Here is a 17,768-nt window from a genome sequence, read left to right as displayed (position 1 = left end):
AGAATCTTCATCACGTTATCGCAAGGCCGCTTAAGAGTTGGACAGGTCTGAGCCCTGATCCTTTGTCTTCCTTCTGAAAATTTTCCCTACAATTGTCTCGTAAAATGTCACGATGCGATCAATTGGAGAGTCAAAGAACTTCCATAATTTATTCATGATAAAGACAACCACAATCGATACGACCAAGCTGCCTAAAACATCAAATGGATAATGATGACCGACCCAGATGCGGGAGAATCCTGTAAGTAATCCAAAGACGAGCAAGATGTTGCCGAGCTTTTTATTACGGGATCGAATGGCTAGTGAAAGAGCCAATGCACCTGTTGTATGGTCACTTGGGAAGGAAGCGTCTGCTGAATGCGGGATGAGTGTGTCGACTTTATGCGCCACAAACGGCCGCTCTTCATAATGAAACAATGTAATGGCAAAGTTGACGATAAGTGCTGCAATGCCTGTTACACCGGAAAAGAAGACATGCTTCTTAAATTTGTGATTCCCTAAAAACCAGCAAATCAATAAGACAAGGGCGTACACAAGAATGGCCTTTTTCGTAATAAAGATCATGGCCTGATCTAAAAACTCAGAATGGTGAGCCATCCCGTGTATGACTTTAAACAATTCGTAATTCAAAACATCACCTATACTTTCGCTTAATGCTAACTATTTTTCAACAAAGCTTGTATGCTCTATTTGGAATATCCTATATATTAGCATGTTTCCGGCGAAGTTTAAAATAGTACCCTTTTATTCTGAAAGGGAGACCTTTTGTGCTTTTGATTCCTGGGGTTTTCGTTCGCTCCAATAAAAGACGCCCATACTCAGTAAGACCACAATGCCTGCAATGAGGTACACATTTGAAAAGTCTGTGAAACTGACAAGGAGTCCAAAGACAAATGAGCCAGCAGCAATACCTGTATCATACAGAGTAAAGAAAGTAGCCGTCGCATACCCCGTACGGTGAGCTGGTGAGTGCTGAATTGCAAGTGTTTGTAAACATGGCACGAGCGAACCGTAGCCAAGTCCAATCACAGCGCCTGATAGAAGAAGCATTGTAGCTGAATGTGTCGCTGTCAGCATCCATAAACCAATGGCAAAAAGGGCAATCGAAGGATAGATCACAACGTGAGCTCCAACCCGGTCAAAAAGTCTGCCTGTAAATGGACGTGATCCAAGCATTGCAGCCGCAAACACAATGAAGAAATAACTGCTTGCACCCATCAAATGGAGTGAATTGGCATAAACTGAAATAAATGAAATAATCGGCGAATAACAGAAGGAAATAATAATGCCGACGGCCGCTGTTTTTAATGCGCCTTTTTCAAACAGGTGAGAAAACGTGAATCGGAAGACGATGCTTCCATCGTTTTCAGGCTCTGGCTGTCTAATCAGTATCGTAAAAGCAGCTCCGATCGTCACGATAATGGAAAAGAGAAGAAATAAGGAATGAAATCCTATTTTTCCTACTTGATTCAGTGCGATAAACGGACCGATGACAACAGCGAGGTTCATGGACATCACAAAGTATCCGAGTCCTTCCCCGCGTTTATGTTTCGGGATCATATCAGCCGCAATGGCACTGGCAACTGTCGTCAAAATACTAAAAAAGATCCCTTGTACGAAACGCAGCACAAGAAGCGTTTGGAATTGATCAATCGGAATGTATAAATAAGTGAGTAAGGCAAAGGCTGTAGAAGAGAAAATCGCCATCCGTTTTTTGCCGAATTTTTCAATAATGGCGCCAGAAAACGGTCTTGTCACAATAGCAGATAATAAGAAGACCGTCACAAGGAGACCGCCCTGTGATTCTGTTCCATTTAGTTCATCCATTGTGTAAATGGGCAGTAATGTCAAAAGGGCATAAAAAGAGGTGAACGTAAATAAATTCACCAGGACAATCATGATAAAATCTTTTGTCCATATGCGTTCGTTCATGATGTATGTCACTTCCTATTCAGTTGATAATTTGTGTAAAAGTGTATGGAGGAGTTGTTTTTCTTCGTAGGTAAAATCTGAAAGACATTCTTCTTCAAATTGTTCCATCGTGCGTTTGATTTCTTCAAATCGGGCTTTTGCATCATCTGTCATCACGATCAGATTCTCACGTTTGTCTTTGCCTTGTACACGTTTCACCCAGCCGTTTGCTTCTAAGCGGGTGACGGTTCTGGTGATGGTCGGTGCTTCGACATTCAAATATGTCCAGATGTCTTTTTGGGTTTTTGGGCCGAATGTATCCAAACAAAAAAGCACAGTCCACTGGGACATGTACAAGTCATAAGCAGCAAGCGCTTCGTTCGCCTTTTTAGACAGCAGCCGTGCGCCTTGATGTATTTGATGTAAACACTCTCTATTTAACGTATCCATATGCTCACCTTTTTTAAATATTTAGCTAGGTAAATAAATTCACCTTTTCTATTTTACGTGCTGAACCCTTTCTTGTAAAGTAGAAATTTTCGCGCCCCGAAATGATTTTTTGTTTTGCCTTTTCTGATAAATCCCTTGTCCCATCTTCATTTTTAGCATATTCCCTATTCAATGCTAATACACTGTTACAAACCTGACAAAGAGAGTGTTTGAGGTGAGGGATCGTGTTTGGCATTTACTACCTAATGGATGAGAAATTACGACGAACAAGCGCCGCTGAAAATGGATAATCTTCATACGGATCTCATTTCACACTTCTCACATCCATTTTAGGGAGGTCGAGTGGTGTGCACGATTACATCAAAGAGCGAACAATCAAGATAGGAAAGTATATCGTGGAGACAAAGAAAACCGTTCGTGTTATTGCGAAAGAATTTGGAGTCTCTAAAAGTACTGTACACAAGGATCTAACAGAAAGACTGCCAGAAATTAATCCAGATCTGGCTAATGAAGTAAAGGAGATACTGGATTATCATAAATCAATCCGCCACTTGCGAGGGGGAGAAGCCACCAAGTTAAAGTATAAAAAAGAAGAAATTTTAGAAGGCGAGCCTGTGAAACAGTAAGCTTAGTTCTTTGTTCATAAACATGATATATATATCTTCCTCATATCGGTAGTTTCTAACCACAAATTTTGTAAAGACTTTTGTAAAGAAATATCTTTTTTTCTGCAAATTATGATAGAATATATAATTAGGGCAGAATGTGGTATTTGCTATGGAAACAGATTTTCAAGGAGGATATATATAGATGTTTGCTAGGGATATTGGAATTGATCTTGGTACTGCAAATGTACTGATTCATGTCAAAGGAAAAGGAATTGTGTTAAATGAACCATCTGTGGTAGCTCTTGACAAAAACAGCGGGAAAGTTTTGGCTGTTGGAGAAGAGGCTAGACGTATGGTTGGACGTACGCCTGGGAATATTGTTGCGATTCGTCCATTAAAAGACGGCGTAATCGCTGATTTTGAAGTAACTGAAGCGATGCTCAAGCATTTTATTAACAAATTAAATGTGAAAGGGCTGTTCTCTAAGCCGCGTATGCTCATCTGCTGCCCGACAAATATTACATCTGTTGAGCAGAAGGCGATCAAAGAAGCTGCTGAAAAAAGTGGTGGTAAGCATGTATTTCTTGAAGAAGAGCCAAAAGTAGCAGCGATTGGTGCTGGTATGGATATTTTTCAGCCAAGTGGAAACATGGTCGTAGATATTGGAGGCGGAACGACAGATATCGCTGTCATCTCAATGGGTGACATTGTAACCGCCTCTTCTATTAAAATGGCTGGAGACAAATTTGATCTGGAAATTCTAAACTACATTAAAAAAGAGTACAAGCTGTTGATCGGTGAGCGCACGGCTGAGGATATTAAGATCCAAGTTGCAACGGTATTCCCAGACGCACGTCACGAAGAGATTTCGATTCGTGGACGAGACATGGTGACAGGATTACCAAGAACGATTACCGTCACAAGCAAAGAAGTAGAAGAAGCATTGCGTGAATCTGTATCTGCGATTGTTCAGGCTGCGAAACAAGTTCTTGAAAGAACACCGCCTGAATTATCAGCTGATATTATCGATCGCGGCGTCATCATTACAGGTGGCGGAGCTCTTCTAAACGGGCTTGATCAATTGCTTGCAGAAGAGCTGAAAGTACCAGTTTTCGTTGCTGAAAATCCAATGGACTGTGTAGCAGTTGGTACGGGCGTGATGCTTGATAATATGGACAAGCTGCCGAAGCGTAAACTCAGCTAATGATTTCCCTCATTCTTTTTAGAAAGAATGGGGGATTTTTATTAAAGAACCCTGCTAATCAGCCGATATATTTCATAGAAGATTGTGTTTAGGTCGTGTGAAAGAATTTGAATGAGGTGAGCACGTGTTAAAAGGACTATACACCGCAACATCTGCCATGATCGCTCAAGAGCGGCGGACAGAAATGCTTTCAAATAATATCGCAAATGCGAATACCCCAGGCTATAAAGCGGATGAAGGGGCAATGCGTGCATTTCCAGAAATGCTGCTGAGCCGAATGGAATCAGGACGTTTCCAAACATCTTCAGGCAAAGGCTTTAGTGTTCCACTGCAATCGCCGATTGGTGGAATCAATACTGGGACATATATGCAGGAATTAATCCCTCAATTTACACAGGGAACTTTAAAAACAACAGATCAAACAACAGACGTAGCACTAGTTGAAAATAATGTGCCGATCAATCCGGAGACCAATCAGAAATCAGCGCTATTTTATGCGGTCAACACACCAGAAGGCGTTCGTTATACAAAAAGCAGCTCCATTACATTGAACGCACAAAATCAGTTGACCATTAATGGACGTGCTCTTCTTTCCGTGACCGGCCAGCCGATTACGGTTCAGAGTGAGAATTTCAAAGTGAATGCAGATGGTACTGTCACTGAAAATGGCCAAAATCTTGGTCAAATCGATGTACGAGTTGCGATGGATACAAGAAACCTAGCGCGTGAAGGAAATGATTTATACCGTACAGCTGATAATCAGCCCCTTCCAAGTGCAGTCAATAACGGTCAAATGTCCTATACGTTAAGCCAAGGCGTATCGGAGCTGTCGAACGTGGATGTGACGAAATCATATACAGATATGACAACGGCTTACCGAGCATTTGAAACAAACCAAAAAGTGGTTCAGGCGTATGATAAAAGCTTAGAAAAAGCAGTGAATGAAATTGGCAGAGTGTACTAATCAAGAAATGAAAAAGAAAGGAGGAAAATTATGCTTAGAACGATGATAAATGCAGCTGTATCGATGAATGAAGTGCAAAAGCAGCTTGACATCATCAGCAACAACATCGCGAACATTGAAACAACAGGATACCGTGCGAAAAACACCCGTTTCTCAGAGCTGATCAGACAGCAGTTTAATCAGGTAGATGAAAAAAATGAGCAGGTGGCAAACAGTCGTCTGACACCTGCTGGGTTAAGGCTTGGTACGGGGACAATGGTCAATGCGTCGATTAACTCGCTGCAAGGCTCGATTAAAGAAACAGGACGTGATCTTGATGTTGCATTCGGAGCGCCGTCGCAGTATTTACAGGTCAACGCCGGCGGTAATATCCGTTATACAAGAGATGGTTCACTTTACTTACAGCCGGGCAATAACCGTAACCAAGTGCAGCTTGTCACGAGCGAAGGCTATCCGATTCTTGATGAAAACGGAAATGCAATCGTCTTAAATGCGAATTTCCGTGATATTTCAATCGATAAAAATGGACGGCTTACGGCGATTTCAAGAGATAATCAACCGAATCAGCAAGTGAATCTAGGCGTTGTACAAGTTAATAATTCTTCAGCACTTGCCTCTGAAGGAGATAATTTGTTCTCAGTCGACGGAACCTATCAAGGTGCATTAACAGCACTAAATGGAGCAAACCGAGAGGCGATTCAGCTCCAGCAAGGTGCACTGGAAACGTCAAATGTGGACATGTCCAAAGAATTAACAGACCTCATGACAACACAGCGTTCCTATCAGATGAATTCAAGAACGATTACGATGGGCGATCAAATGCTGGGATTAATTAATACAATTCGATAATCAGCAGGCTGGTATCAGCCTCTCATGATAAAAAAGGCGGCTCGCTCAAAGTCGCCCTTTTTTTTATAAAAATCTGAGACATCAGCAAGCAGATCCTCAAGATCAATCCAGGCTTCTTTTCGTTCAAGACATGTGACGAGTGTGGCGATCTGCTCATCTGCCTTTGGCGTTTGGCTGTAGAGAAGAGATAAGATTTGAAACTTCATTCTTAATATATCAAACTGGGAAGCAACGGCTTCTTTCAGTCCTTTTTGAATATATTTCATCCCTTCATCGGTTAAATTTTCTTTAAAACAGGAACGCACAGTTTCGTATAGGCACGATACATAGGAGTGTGCTGACTTTCGGTATGCTGGAAGACGAAGTGCTTTTTTGAAGTATTCTAGCGCTTCCTTATGATGGTTTTGTCTTGACTGAATAAAGCCAGCATCATAATAAACGATACCGAGCAGCTCTTGATCATCAATCTTTTTCACATAATCAATAATTTCAATGAAAATATCTTCTGCTTCCTTATATTTTTTTTGGTCGCTATAGTTAAGAGCGAGCACAATTTTACACCGATAGATGCTATGGATATCTCCGTGCTTTGCAAAAATATCCATGGCTTTTTGAACATGACGAATCGATAACAACGAGTAACGGTTGTTATAATAAACACCGCTTGTACGGAAATGGAACTCTGCTTCCTCCAGCTCATCGTTAAGTAATGGCAGTCGTTCCTCTGCCTTTTCGAGATAATGAATCGCATCATTTTGATCACTTTTTAAAGATTCATATAATCCGAGAAAGAAATAAAAATAATATTGCAGTTCTTCGTTCATTTCATCTTTGTGGGGCAGCAGTTCATGTTTGAGTTTTTCTAAGTCTTCTGTCTGATTCATCCAGAGCTGATGACGGAAAAGCATCAGCTGATAATGGAAATAGAGTTCCTGTTTTTTTGATAATTTGCGTTTATATTTTAGCAGTGTTTTTTTGATTTCTTCAGCCTTCGAAAAATGTCGATGCTTTAGCATTGTATACCAGGAATGGAGAAGTTTTTTTATGGATTTATCGCTCATAAAATTCATTTTTACCCTCTTATTCAATCAATGTTGTAATATATATTACCATATTTGTGAAAAAACAATGAGTGTAGTGTGGATTATATTTGATGACAATTGGTAATGGTAGATTCTATTTTTTACCATATGCATAAGGCGAATATTGAAAAATGCCAGCATTCATAATATACTTCTATAGGAATCAAATGAAGATCAGCGATATAGAAAAGAAGGAGAGATCAAGATATGCTTGATGCTCAGCAAATTCAAGACATTATTCCACACCGTTATCCATTCTTATTGGTCGACCGTATTTTAGAGGTTGAGGGAGAAAAAAGAGCGGTTGGAATTAAAAATGTCACAGTGAATGAAGAATTTTTTAATGGCCATTTCCCTGGTTACCCAGTCATGCCTGGTGTGCTTATAGTAGAAGCACTCGCACAGGTTTTTGGTGTGATTATGTTAGGCAAGGAAGAAAACAAAGGAAAGATTGGTTTGTTTGCAGGGATTGACGGATGCCGCTTCAAAAGACAGGTCAAGCCTGGTGACCAACTTCGTTTAGAGGTTGAAGTGACGCGCCTCCGCGGGCCGGTTGCAAAAGGAAAAGCAGTAGCGACAGTAGATGGCGAAGTTGCATGTGAAGCAGAACTGACATTTTCTATCGGTCCTAAAGTATCATGATTTTCCTGGCGGTTCATTAAGCATGAATCGCTTTTTTATTTAGAAACGTTCAGTTAGAACGGATAAGGACTTGCAATTTTGACAAAAAAACGTCATATTAGACAAAAAAAGATGAAGGTGATAAAGGATGCTGAAAGAATTTAGAGAGTTTGCCGTCAAGGGCAATGTCATTGACTTGGCTGTAGGTGTCATCATTGGGGGAGCATTTGGCAAAATTGTCACTTCTCTTGTGAATGATTTAATCATGCCGCTTGTCGGTATTATTATTGGAGGGCATGATTTTAGCGGTTTATCCATTAAAATCGGAGCTGCTCAAATTTTATATGGGAACTTTATTCAAACAGTGGTTGATTTCTTAATTATCTCGTTTTCCATTTTTATCTTTATTCGCTATTTGAATAAGTTAAAACGGAAAAAGGTTGAGGAAGAAGAGGTTGTGGAAACGCCGGATCAAACGGAAGTTCTGCTAACTGAAATTAGAGATTTATTGAAAAATCAAAGCCAGTCTAAAGATTTGCAATAGAAAAAGAGCGGCTGATCCCGCTCTCAGCGTGTAGACAAACCCTTGCATTCGGTGTCAGGTCTGCGCTCCGGTACTCACGAATGTTAAATTCGCTCCGTTCCAGTGCTCGCCCTTCCTAGACTTCAAAGGTTTTCAAACACGCTGAAAAGAAGACAAAGGGCTAAAATCAAGTTCATTTTAGCCCTTTGTCAACAATCTAAGAGCGGCTGATCCCGCTCTTTTTTATGTGTTTTGTTTAAAAGCATCCAGTAGTTTTTCTCCTGACAGCCCCTCTTTGACGAGGTCTTTTAATACTTCTTCAGTTTCTGTTCTGTAACGATTTGTAATCATTTTACCATCGAGTAATACAGAAATGTTTTCTTCTAAGGCAACGATGTTTTTGACTTGGACAGATAGATGAACAGGGCGGTTGTTTTCTTTAGTGATCGTTACAAGAATCTTCACTTCTGTGTGCTGCTGAAAGAGTACCTCAAATACCTGTCTATGTTTCTTTGGAATGAGTGCCTCAATCATCCAGTGATTTTCACCGTCTTCTTTATTAATGATTAAACCGTCACGAAGGGGAATGCTGGACATTTTATCTTGCTGTGGATCAAGTTCAATTTTTAAATCAATCAGCCTAAAGGTTTTCATATTTATCACCTCACAAGCGTTCATTATTCGTAAGTATTATTATAGCATACAACATCTGTATAAATGAAACCGCTGCCTGCTTAGAACTAGCTGCACATGAGTGAAAGGAGATGTTTTATGGAGTCCTATCAATTGAGAAACATTCATATTGGCGACGACAAGGCAAAGAGTGATATACGTGTTTATTCGTGGGGAGACATTCTTTCATTTTGTGATGTGTATATGGAAGAAGGAGAGTCACTCACGTTTCAATATGTCACCAAGGATCAAATGGACTGTTTTGAGTTTCAGCTGTCGATTCATGATGGTCGGCTTTGTTTTTATTGGTTTGCGTGGGACGGATCTGATTATATTCACATGCCTTCTAGTAATTGGATTCATTCAGATATTTTTTATCAATTTATGAAAAATAAGTATTTCATCAAACAAAACAAGATGATGTTTTATACGCAAGCCGTAAAAAACAGAAATTAATGAGGATATAGAGAATTTGAAGGCCTATTTTGCTATTTTCCTGTTTTGTCACATACGGCCTTTCTCCGTAGACTAGGGGTAGCTGAAAGGAAAGGAGGCAAGTCCCGAATTAAAAGGTAACGTCTATCATCTGACAGCCCCCCTCTAGCTAAAGCTGATAGATGCTGCCTTGTTCATATGAACACTGCGTAATATAGAACCAATGCTTCTTTGTATAGGTCATGTGTCCCCTTGTGAATCCCCTATGTGTGTATCCGGTCATATTTGCGTGGCCGGATACCCTTTTATTCACTGTTTAACCGATCAGCTCTTGCAAATAGTGGATACTCATTTCATAATGATGATGGATTTTGTTAACGGTATGTCGGTTGAAAATAAAGACAAAAAGGAGAGAACGATGACAAACATTCAATTAATCGCAACGGATTTAGATGGAACTTTATTGAACAGTGAACACAAAGTGAGTCAGGAAAACGAGCAGGCATTAAAGGAAGCAGCTGCGAATGGAATTGAGGTTGTCGTGTCAACAGGGAGAGCGTATTTTGATGTGAGGTCTATTTTTGACCAGCTTGGTATGAATACATGGGTGATTAGTGCCAATGGAGCTGTGATTCATGATCCAACTGGACAAGTGTACCATTCAGCTGCTTTACAAGAAGAAAAGGCTAAACACATATTGTCATGGCTTGAAGAACGTGATTATTATTATGAAGTCTTTACAAACGAAGCCATTTTCACACCAAATCGCGGCAGAGAGCTTCTTGCGATTGAAATGGACCGTTTAAAAAGTGCAAATCCAGAAACGGATCAAAATGTCTTAAAACAAGCGGCAGAAGTTCAATACAGCCAGTCGGGTTTTTCTTATATTGATACATATAAAGAATTGTTTCGTGAGGATCGAAAGCTTTCATTTTACAATATCTTAGGTTTTTCTTTTTTTCAGGACAGATTGAAAGCCGGATGGGATATGTTTGGTGATGATTCAGATTTAACATTGGTCAGTTCGGCTGATCATAACTTTGAAATTGGTTCAAAGGACGCGTCTAAAGGGCAGGCATTAACAAGGCTGGCAGAAAGACTGGGTATTCCTTTAAGTAGGGCAGCGGCTGTAGGAGACAGTTTAAATGATGAATCAATGCTTCGAGCTGCTGGTGTTGGGGTTGCAATGGGGAATGCGAGACAGGATATAAAAGAAATCGCTGATCACGTGACGTTATCAAATGATGAACACGGTGTCGCGCATATGATCCGGCACCTTTTGAAATAGATGAATCAGATGTCGTGGTATAAATCACATAGGATGAAGCGCATTCTACAAAAGAGGAATTCAGAACCACTTCTATTTACACATGATGTGGAACATCATATAATTTAATTATGAATATAACCCGCTTGTAAGGAAAATAAGGAGAGTAAACGAATGGCGCTGGAATCTTATAAGTCCGAAAATCTGCATTTAATCAAGGAAGCCTTGGACTATACTCAGGTTGGCCTGACGGTGACGGACCCGTCTTTACCTGATAATCCTTTAATATATGTGAACAAGGGCTTTTTAGATATGACAGGCTATCAAGAAACCGAAGTATTGGGGAGGAATTGTCGTTTCCTTCAGGGAGATGAAACTGAACAAATCGCTCTCAAGCAAATTAGAACAGCCATTGAGAACAAAGAGGCTGTCACGGTTCAGCTGAAAAATTATAAAAAATCTGGACAAATGTTTTGGAACGAGTTAAGTGTCGCTCCCCTTTGGATTGACGAAAAGGAAGGAAAACGTCTTTATTTCGTTGGTCTGCAAAAGGATGTCACGAAAGAGAAGGAACAGCAGGAGCTTCTTGAGCAATCAATTGATGAAGTGCTGAATATTTCTGTCCCAATCGTTCCGGTGAAAGATGGTATCTCTGTGTTACCGATCATTGGTACGTTAACAGCGCCTAGATTTGATAAGATCATTTCAACGGTCTCCACCTATATCTCTCAATCCAAGGATGATTATTTTATTGTCGATCTGTCCGGATTATTAGAAGTGGATTCATTTGTGGCAGATGCGATCTTTAAGCTGAACGATTTGATTTTAATGACAGGTACTGAACTCATTGTGACAGGAATTAAACCGAATCTTGCAATGAAAATGGGAGAAATGAGAGAGGACTTCCGTGAATTAAATACGTATATGAATGTGAAATCTGCATTGAAAAAACTGAACATTTAGCGTACGTTATATGAAATGAAAAAGAGGACTTTTCTCAAGATTAATGAAAAGTCCTCTTTTTGCTGTGATTAAGATGATTGAGCGGCGGCACTTAAGGTAAATAAGTCTTCTAGTTCGTTTGTCGATAGCTCTGTAATCCAGCTCTCGCTTTGGATAATTTGATCGTTTAATGTTTGTTTTGTTTCGAGCATTTGATCGATTTTTTCCTCGATTGTGCCCGTTGTGATCATCTTATGGACGTGAACAAATCGTTTTTGTCCAATCCGATAAGCTCGGTCTGTCGCTTGGTTTTCCACAGCAGGATTCCACCATCTATCGTAGTGAATGACATGGTTTGCAGCGGTTAGATTGAGTCCTGTTCCTCCTGCCTTTAAAGAGAGAATTAAGATGTTGAATTCTTTCTTCTGGAAGCGGTCCACCATTTTGTCCCGCTCTTGTTTTGAGAGGCTGCCATTTAAAAATTGGACCGGTTCTCCAAACATCTTTTCTGCCAGCTGCTTGATCATGTTGCCCATTTCAATATACTGCGTAAAGATGAGACAGCTTTCTCCTTGCTCATGTATCACTTTTAACAGCTCTGCGAGTTTATCCATTTTTAACGAACGTTTCAGCAGTTTCACATCTGTTCCGCTCTCTTTTAAATAGAGCGCAGGGTGATCACAAATCTGTTTGAGTCTGCCAAGCATACTTAAAATAATGGCTTTTCGCTGCATCCCTGTTAATGATGCCATGTGTTCAAATGTATCCTTCACGAGCTGTTCATATAAAGACGCCTGCTCAGCGGAGAGCGGAATGAATTCTTTTTCTTCGAGTTTCTCAGGCAGGTTCAGGGCAACCTCTTCATCTTGTTTTGTTCGTCTTAATAAAAATGGTTTGATCAGCTGCTGGAGCTGTTCAATTCTTTTTTCTTCACGGTCTTTTTCAATCGGAAGGACGAACTTTTTATGGAAGCTGGTCAGGCTGCCGAGATATCCTTTGTTGACGAAGTCGAATATGGACCAAAGCTCTGTCAAACGGTTTTCCATTGGTGTCCCGCTGAGGGCAATGTGATGCTGTCCTTTGAGCTGTCTAATCGCTCTCGATTGTTTCGTATGGGCGTTCTTGATGTTTTGGGCTTCGTCTAAGCAAATGGTATTCCACTTTGCTGCCGTTAATTCATCACGATCAGAATGTGAGAGTCCATAAGACGTCAAAACAATATCTGTTGACTCATATGTTTTTGTGAAGTCCTCTCCCTGTGGACGCGATGGGCCATAATGCAGGGCAACCTTCAAATGTGGTGCGAATGTTTCGAGCTCTCGCTGCCAGTTTCCTAAAACAGAGGTCGGCGCAATGATGAGAGAGGGAGCGGCATTTTGCTCCTGCTCCTTCAAATACGTGAAATACGCGATCATTTGAATCGTTTTTCCAAGACCCATATCATCTGCTAAACAAGCCCCAAATCCATGAGATCTTAAAAATAAAAGCCAATTTACGCCATGCTGCTGATACGGACGCAGTTTGCCTTTGAAGGACTCACTCATTTCGTAAGAAGGCAGCTCGTGCGAATCATTTAATTGGTGGACAAGCCCTCTTAATTGCGATGAAAGTTCAAATTGAATATGGGCAAATGCTGAACTGTCTAGTAGTTCTGGAATCGATTCAGAGGAAGCTTCTTGATCTGCCAGTTCGCGTGACAAAATATCAGACATGTGAAGTCCTTCATTTTCGGCACGCTCCATCCACTTTTTCATTTGCTGAATGAAGGTCGGGTCTATTTTGATCCATTGTCCTCGAATGTTGACAAGGCGTCGTTTGCTTTGGACAAGTTCGTTAAACTCATCTTCTGTCAGTTCAATGCCGTTTGTAGCAAAGCGCCAATTAAAGTCCATTAATGCGTCCATTCCGACATGCGATTCGCCTCGCGGTGTAGAAGAAATCCTTGCTTTTAACATCATCGTGCTGTCTTTAACAATTTGCCACCACGATGGGAGCAGAATCTCAATGCCCATATTGACAAGTGTTTCACTTGCTTCAGATAGGAAGAGCCATGCTTCTTCTTCTGACATAAGTGTGGTGCCAGATGTGAAAGAAAGCCAAGGGACGATTTGACTGAATCGTTCCAGCTCTCTTGAAATTTTATCTTGATACGGATGCCAAGACCTTTTCAATGAACGAATGCCTTCAAAAAAGTGAAGGTCACTGTTTTTCTTGTCCCGCAAAAACAATTCGATTTTCCAATCATCTCCGTCAAAATCCGGTTCATTTAAGCGCAAGCCGACAGTGAACGGCGTCTCATCATCTATCCAGCCAATCGTCTCTAAGAAATCCTGCTCATCTAGAAAATGTCCTTGGAAGGTTGAGAGCGCAGGCGATTGTGCGTTCATGAGTTCCCATTTGTGCTGCAAGGCATCATCATACTGAATGTAATCCTGTACAGCAAAGGAGAACCAATCAGCCGTATAACCATCTAATAGGCCTTCTTTATCTTTAAACCGAAGCTCGCCTTTTGTCCACGCCTCATAATCGGGAACGAAATCTTCGTCCTCGATGAATTCGTAAATGGTGGAGGCAGTCTTCATCAGTGGTTCCGTTTCATCCGTTAATGTCACATGACTAAACGTATTAAATGAATTTTTTCCTAGCAATTCAACGGTCATCCAAGGGCTTAACAGAAAGGCAGGAGTGCCAATAAAGCTGACATCTTCTAAAAATGTTCCGTAGAAAGAAGATTCGTGCCATTGGAAAAGCTGCCTCTTCATTTCATTAAGCGGAACAGGGTGTCCGTCCTCTGCTTGCGCTGAAATGGTGAAAGAGAAATCTTCAGTTTGTTCTGCATGAATGACAATTTGTTTATGGCGTGTCATCAATCAATTTTCCTTTCTTCATTTCCTCTTGGAACGCACGCAGCCGTTTTGTTGAATCTTGCAGCTGCTTTACATACCTTTCCCAGATCACGGTTTTTTTCGTTTTATGATAAAGCGTACGCAGTTTCTTCAGCATTTTCACAGACTCTCGATAAGCACTTCGATTCTTTTGATCGAGAAGCAGTGAGATTTCACGGTGGTACGATGGAATGAGGGCTTCCGGCTCCTCTTTTGCAATCTGTTTGATCAAATCCTTCTCCAGTTCACTAATGGAGAAACCAACAAGGCTGTGAATCTCAATCCATTCCGCATAACGCTGCTGTGCATACAAAAGCTGACTGTATTCTGTAAACGCATAAGGCATACAGATTTGGAGATAACGTTCATATAAATGATGATCCTTCGTTTGCTTAAAGTATGCATCTAAATAAAAGAAGAAATCACTGACGGCTCCCCGCAGTTCTCTGTAGGAAAGGTCGAGCTGGCAATATTCCTCTAATATATAGGTGATTTCATGATACCAGAGCTTGAGCCGCTTCCAGTCCTTTCGGTTTGTGAGATCCTTCAGCCAATTGAGCACATTTGGCAGCATATCCGCATTAAGCAGCTGTAATTGCTGAAAGAGGCTTTCGTCTTCTTTCAGTAAATAATCCATGTGCATCAGCCCGATGGTACGTTCAACCGTTTGTTCTTTCTTCTGGGCGTTCTTTAGTAATTCTGTTTCTTTTTTGACCCATTTCCCTCTATTTAATATGGTGCCCCAAATCTCCATAAAGACCGCTACTCGTTCATGCTGGAAAGGTCCATTGATTTGAAGAAGTGTGCGAACGGCAGTTGGTGTGTTTTCAAGAAACGGATCGAGGGAAAAGGAAAGGGCGTATGTCTTCAAATGATCCACTGAATCGAAAATGGTGTTCATGAGCTGTTCTACATAGGGATTCATGGAATAAAAGTCTTTTTCGGCATCAAGCCGGCCGAGGTCGACGAGTTCATGAAGCCTCAGCCATACATCGATCGACGTATGAATTGCATACAAGCTCTTGAATTCAGGTGAAGCAGGTGCGTGTTTTTTTAGGATCGATAAATAGCCGTAATATAAATGCTGCGGTGTTTGCTGGTGCTTCGGTGTCCGTTTCAGCCAGAGGTTAAATTCCTCTTGGAAAAAAGTCAGCCAGCTTTGGAGTGATTGTTCGTCTGGGCGCTTCACTTGGAAGTGCTGGCGAATCAGTTCTTTGCTGCGCTGTAATTCATCTTTTTCTGACCAATGTTCTGTAAACCCGGTCACACTCTCTACTTGAGCGTATAGCGAAAAGAAGACAGCAAGAATGTGTTTACAAAGTCCATCTGCTGGACATGAGCAGCTGCTTCTCACAGGAAACAGCACATGAAGGTGGACTCTTGCTGCCACGACATCATGTACATAAGCTGACCATTCGGTATCAGACTCTTGCTTGAGCCGATATACGCTGTCCTGTCTATAAGTAATCAATGCTTTTTTGATGAGTTGTTTGTTTTCATCTGTTGCAGGAAGAAGTTCTTTGATCTGTTCGGCTGTTTGTTTGATTTCTTCTTCGTTGATGTTGTGCTGAAGCATTTGATCCGCTCCTAACCAAGTAAAAGATTCCAATTCTTTTATTATAGCTCAATGGGGATTTATAAAAAAGTTTTTCATGAAAATGGTCATAAATTTCAAAAGCTGTCGAATGATGTAATAGAGTATTGCATAAACCAACCTTACAGCATATAATAATGAAATTAGTGGAATCGAAAGGATACAGACATGGATAATAAGGGTTTAAATCAAGAAGAGTTTTTAAAGATTTTGATGTACGCTCATGATATTGGTGAAAATTCAAATGATGTCACAACAAAAGAAATGCTTGAAAATCTGATTGCTCATATTCGAAATGGTCTTGTTTCATAAAAGTGACCCCCTGCTAGTGATGGCAGGGGGTTTTTGTATGCTTTTAAGAATGGAATGAACGCTCCCGGCATACGATGTCATTACAAGCATAAGGAGTATGGGGAGCTGATGGTGTCATGAATATTGCGATTGCAGGCTGTGGGTATGTGGGGCTTGTGACAGGTGTGTGTTTAGCGGAGGCAGGTCATGATGTGGCGTGTATTGATATTGACCGCCGAAAGGTCATGCAGCTGAAACAAGGAAATCCCCCAATGTATGAGCCAGGGTTAAAAGAGCTATTGAAGCGCAACCTTGAGCAGGGACGAATTCATTTTCGCATAAATGGAGCGGAAGCCTACCCGCGGGCAGATGTGTTAATGATTGCGGTCGGCACCCCGCAGCAGGCAGATGGCCAAGCTGATTTACAGTATGTGTTTCAGGCTGCGAAAGAGATGGGTTTAAAAGCAAAGTCAGGGGCGATTCTTGTGGTGAAAAGTACGGTTCCTGTCGGAACGGGGGATCAAATCGATCAGTTGATCCATCAAGAATTAGGACGGAAGGAGCCACTAGCGATTGCATCTAACCCAGAATTTTTACGGGAAGGCTCTGCCATTTCAGATACATTGAGGGCGGATCGGCTAGTGATTGGAGCTGAAACAAAAGCCGTATTAGACAAGTTAGAGGACATGTATGCTGATTTCCACCTTCCGTTGGTGAAAACAGACCGTAAAAGTGCTGAAATGATCAAGTATGCATCAAATGCATTTCTTGCGACAAAAATCAGCTTTATGAATGAGATTGCCTCCATTTGTGAAAAAACAGGGGCTGATGTTGAATGGGTGGCGCAGGGAATGGGGCTAGATCAGCGGATCGGTTCTTCCTTTCTCAGAGCGGGCATTGGCTACGGAGGTTCTTGTTTTCCAAAGGATACAAATGCCCTTGTCCAAATTGCAGGGCATGTGTCCCATGATTTTGAGCTGTTAAAGGCTGTCATCAAAGTAAATAATGAGCAGCGGGCAGGTTTTATCCGCAATATTCAGGAGCGGCTGGGGGCAGCTCTTGAAGGGAAGCGAATTGCGCTTCTTGGTCTGTCCTTTAAACCGAATACAGATGATATGAGGGAGGCGCCATCTATTCCGATCGCTCATGAGCTCCATCAATTAGGTGCGGAGCTTGTGGCATATGATCCTGTTGCTGCCCGGCATGCAGCTCGCGAGCTGCCGGATCAAGTCTTATTTGCTCAAACGATTGAGGAAGCGATCAAGGATGCCGATGCGGTCTGTCTATTAACAGAATGGGCGGATATTCAGTCGTTTCCACTCGCTTCCTATAAGAAATGGATGAAGCGGCCGCTTATTTTCGATGGACGAAACTGTCATACACTTGAAGCGGCAGAAAAAGCGGGGGTCGAGTATCATTCGATTGGGCGCAGATCAGTTTCTCCAATTTATATGTAAAAGAAAACCGATA

Annotated in this window: 18 protein-coding genes; 11 read left to right on the top strand and 7 right to left on the bottom strand. The window is 41.3% G+C overall.

The window, feature by feature from the left end:
• Positions 1-30: 30 nt before the first annotated feature.
• The 3 genes from MHH61_RS06720 to MHH61_RS06710 form a co-directional block, all read right to left on the bottom strand.
• Positions 31-630 carry an undecaprenyl-diphosphatase gene (locus MHH61_RS06720; RefSeq protein ID WP_024423699.1) on the bottom strand — a complete coding sequence of 200 codons (600 nt, stop codon included), beginning with the start codon at positions 628-630 and terminating at the stop codon, positions 31-33.
• 114 nt (positions 631-744) lie between these two features.
• Positions 745-1,932, bottom strand: coding sequence for an MFS transporter (locus MHH61_RS06715; protein ID WP_125585883.1), 1,188 nt, complete (start codon positions 1,930-1,932; stop codon positions 745-747).
• Between the two features lie 15 nt (positions 1,933-1,947).
• Positions 1,948-2,361, bottom strand: a complete 414-nt coding sequence (locus tag MHH61_RS06710) for a MarR family winged helix-turn-helix transcriptional regulator (RefSeq protein ID WP_024423697.1) — start codon at positions 2,359-2,361, stop codon at positions 1,948-1,950.
• A gap of 347 nt (positions 2,362-2,708) precedes the next feature.
• On the opposite strand from MHH61_RS06710, the gene spoIIID reads away from it, so the two are divergent.
• The 4 genes from spoIIID to MHH61_RS06690 all read left to right on the top strand — a co-directional run bounded on the left by spoIIID (position 2,709) and on the right by MHH61_RS06690 (position 5,986).
• A complete protein-coding gene (gene spoIIID, locus MHH61_RS06705) occupies positions 2,709-2,987 on the top strand; it encodes a sporulation transcriptional regulator SpoIIID (RefSeq protein ID WP_008343327.1) in 279 nt (92 codons plus the stop codon).
• Positions 2,988-3,171: 184 nt separating this feature from the next.
• The gene (gene mbl, locus MHH61_RS06700) at positions 3,172-4,173 is read left to right on the top strand and encodes a cell shape-determining protein Mbl (protein ID WP_007497573.1); all 1,002 of its coding nucleotides are present in this window, start codon (positions 3,172-3,174) and stop codon (positions 4,171-4,173) included.
• 124 nt (positions 4,174-4,297) lie between these two features.
• The gene (locus MHH61_RS06695; protein ID WP_039182029.1) at positions 4,298-5,137 is read left to right on the top strand and encodes a flagellar hook-basal body protein; all 840 of its coding nucleotides are present in this window, start codon (positions 4,298-4,300) and stop codon (positions 5,135-5,137) included.
• A gap of 30 nt (positions 5,138-5,167) precedes the next feature.
• Positions 5,168-5,986, top strand: coding sequence for a flagellar hook-basal body protein (locus tag MHH61_RS06690; protein WP_125585885.1), 819 nt, complete (start codon positions 5,168-5,170; stop codon positions 5,984-5,986).
• 14 nt (positions 5,987-6,000) lie between these two features.
• Here the strand turns inward: MHH61_RS06690 and MHH61_RS06685 are convergent, their stop codons facing one another.
• Positions 6,001-7,056, bottom strand: a complete 1,056-nt coding sequence (locus tag MHH61_RS06685; protein WP_125585887.1) for a tetratricopeptide repeat protein — start codon at positions 7,054-7,056, stop codon at positions 6,001-6,003.
• 219 nt (positions 7,057-7,275) lie between these two features.
• Between MHH61_RS06685 and fabZ the strand changes: the two genes are divergently transcribed.
• Entirely contained in the window at positions 7,276-7,710 is a 435-nt protein-coding gene (fabZ, locus tag MHH61_RS06680; RefSeq protein WP_012011512.1) for a 3-hydroxyacyl-ACP dehydratase FabZ, read from the top strand.
• Between the two features lie 127 nt (positions 7,711-7,837).
• Positions 7,838-8,233 (top strand): large conductance mechanosensitive channel protein MscL, encoded by a 396-nt coding sequence (mscL, locus tag MHH61_RS06675; RefSeq protein WP_041115532.1) that lies wholly within the window; start codon positions 7,838-7,840, stop codon positions 8,231-8,233.
• Between the two features lie 222 nt (positions 8,234-8,455).
• Here the strand turns inward: mscL and MHH61_RS06670 are convergent, their stop codons facing one another.
• Entirely contained in the window at positions 8,456-8,866 is a 411-nt protein-coding gene (locus tag MHH61_RS06670; protein WP_024423692.1) for a YwpF-like family protein, read from the bottom strand.
• A 117-nt stretch (positions 8,867-8,983) separates the two neighbouring features.
• Here MHH61_RS06670 and MHH61_RS06665 point away from each other — a divergent pair, with 117 nt between their 5' ends.
• From MHH61_RS06665 to MHH61_RS06655, 3 genes are all read left to right on the top strand, one after another.
• The gene (locus MHH61_RS06665) at positions 8,984-9,340 is read left to right on the top strand and encodes a hypothetical protein (RefSeq protein ID WP_024426317.1); all 357 of its coding nucleotides are present in this window, start codon (positions 8,984-8,986) and stop codon (positions 9,338-9,340) included.
• Positions 9,341-9,746: 406 nt separating this feature from the next.
• Complete coding sequence (locus tag MHH61_RS06660; protein ID WP_024426316.1) at positions 9,747-10,607, top strand: Cof-type HAD-IIB family hydrolase; 861 nt, start codon at positions 9,747-9,749, stop codon at positions 10,605-10,607.
• A 153-nt stretch (positions 10,608-10,760) separates the two neighbouring features.
• Entirely contained in the window at positions 10,761-11,549 is a 789-nt protein-coding gene (locus tag MHH61_RS06655) for a PAS domain-containing protein (RefSeq protein WP_029706346.1), read from the top strand.
• Between the two features lie 68 nt (positions 11,550-11,617).
• On the opposite strand, the gene MHH61_RS06650 is transcribed toward MHH61_RS06655, so the two are convergent.
• Both MHH61_RS06650 and MHH61_RS06645 read right to left on the bottom strand, forming a co-directional pair.
• The gene (locus tag MHH61_RS06650) at positions 11,618-14,395 is read right to left on the bottom strand and encodes a DEAD/DEAH box helicase (protein WP_125585889.1); all 2,778 of its coding nucleotides are present in this window, start codon (positions 14,393-14,395) and stop codon (positions 11,618-11,620) included.
• Positions 14,382-15,989, bottom strand: a complete 1,608-nt coding sequence (locus MHH61_RS06645) for an SWIM zinc finger domain-containing protein (RefSeq protein WP_041115535.1) — start codon at positions 15,987-15,989, stop codon at positions 14,382-14,384. Before MHH61_RS06645 ends, MHH61_RS06650 begins: the two co-directional genes overlap by 14 nt.
• A 186-nt stretch (positions 15,990-16,175) precedes the next feature.
• Here MHH61_RS06645 and MHH61_RS06640 point away from each other — a divergent pair, with 186 nt between their 5' ends.
• Positions 16,176-16,319: a hypothetical protein gene (locus tag MHH61_RS06640; RefSeq protein WP_003214884.1), complete on the top strand. Its 144-nt coding sequence runs from the start codon at positions 16,176-16,178 to the stop codon at positions 16,317-16,319.
• Between the two features lie 116 nt (positions 16,320-16,435).
• The gene (locus MHH61_RS06635; protein ID WP_125585891.1) at positions 16,436-17,755 is read left to right on the top strand and encodes a UDP-glucose/GDP-mannose dehydrogenase family protein; all 1,320 of its coding nucleotides are present in this window, start codon (positions 16,436-16,438) and stop codon (positions 17,753-17,755) included.
• The last annotated feature ends 13 nt before the right edge of the window (positions 17,756-17,768 follow it).

The sequence above is a fragment of the Bacillus sp. FSL K6-3154 genome (genome assembly GCF_040869395.1).
In the GTDB taxonomy this organism is placed as follows: domain Bacteria; phylum Bacillota; class Bacilli; order Bacillales; family Bacillaceae; genus Bacillus; species Bacillus safensis.
The sequence above is the reverse complement of the archived record's forward strand: the minus strand, read 5'-3'. Positions and strand labels throughout refer to the sequence as shown.

Coding starts and splice junctions, on each gene's coding strand:
- MHH61_RS06715 (WP_125585883.1), bottom strand. CDS start 1,932: ATGAACGAACGCATATGGACAAAAGATTTTATCATGATTGTCCTGGTG.
- MHH61_RS06710 (WP_024423697.1), bottom strand. CDS start 2,361: ATGGATACGTTAAATAGAGAGTGTTTACATCAAATACATCAAGGCGCA.
- mbl (WP_007497573.1), top strand. CDS start 3,172: ATGTTTGCTAGGGATATTGGAATTGATCTTGGTACTGCAAATGTACTG.
- MHH61_RS06690 (WP_125585885.1), top strand. CDS start 5,168: ATGCTTAGAACGATGATAAATGCAGCTGTATCGATGAATGAAGTGCAA.
- MHH61_RS06685 (WP_125585887.1), bottom strand. CDS start 7,056: ATGAATTTTATGAGCGATAAATCCATAAAAAAACTTCTCCATTCCTGG.
- fabZ (WP_012011512.1), top strand. CDS start 7,276: ATGCTTGATGCTCAGCAAATTCAAGACATTATTCCACACCGTTATCCA.
- mscL (WP_041115532.1), top strand. CDS start 7,838: ATGCTGAAAGAATTTAGAGAGTTTGCCGTCAAGGGCAATGTCATTGAC.
- MHH61_RS06670 (WP_024423692.1), bottom strand. CDS start 8,866: ATGAAAACCTTTAGGCTGATTGATTTAAAAATTGAACTTGATCCACAG.
- MHH61_RS06665 (WP_024426317.1), top strand. CDS start 8,984: ATGGAGTCCTATCAATTGAGAAACATTCATATTGGCGACGACAAGGCA.
- MHH61_RS06655 (WP_029706346.1), top strand. CDS start 10,761: ATGGCGCTGGAATCTTATAAGTCCGAAAATCTGCATTTAATCAAGGAA.
- MHH61_RS06650 (WP_125585889.1), bottom strand. CDS start 14,395: ATGACACGCCATAAACAAATTGTCATTCATGCAGAACAAACTGAAGAT.
- MHH61_RS06645 (WP_041115535.1), bottom strand. CDS start 15,989: ATGCTTCAGCACAACATCAACGAAGAAGAAATCAAACAAACAGCCGAA.
- MHH61_RS06640 (WP_003214884.1), top strand. CDS start 16,176: ATGGATAATAAGGGTTTAAATCAAGAAGAGTTTTTAAAGATTTTGATG.
- MHH61_RS06635 (WP_125585891.1), top strand. CDS start 16,436: ATGAATATTGCGATTGCAGGCTGTGGGTATGTGGGGCTTGTGACAGGT.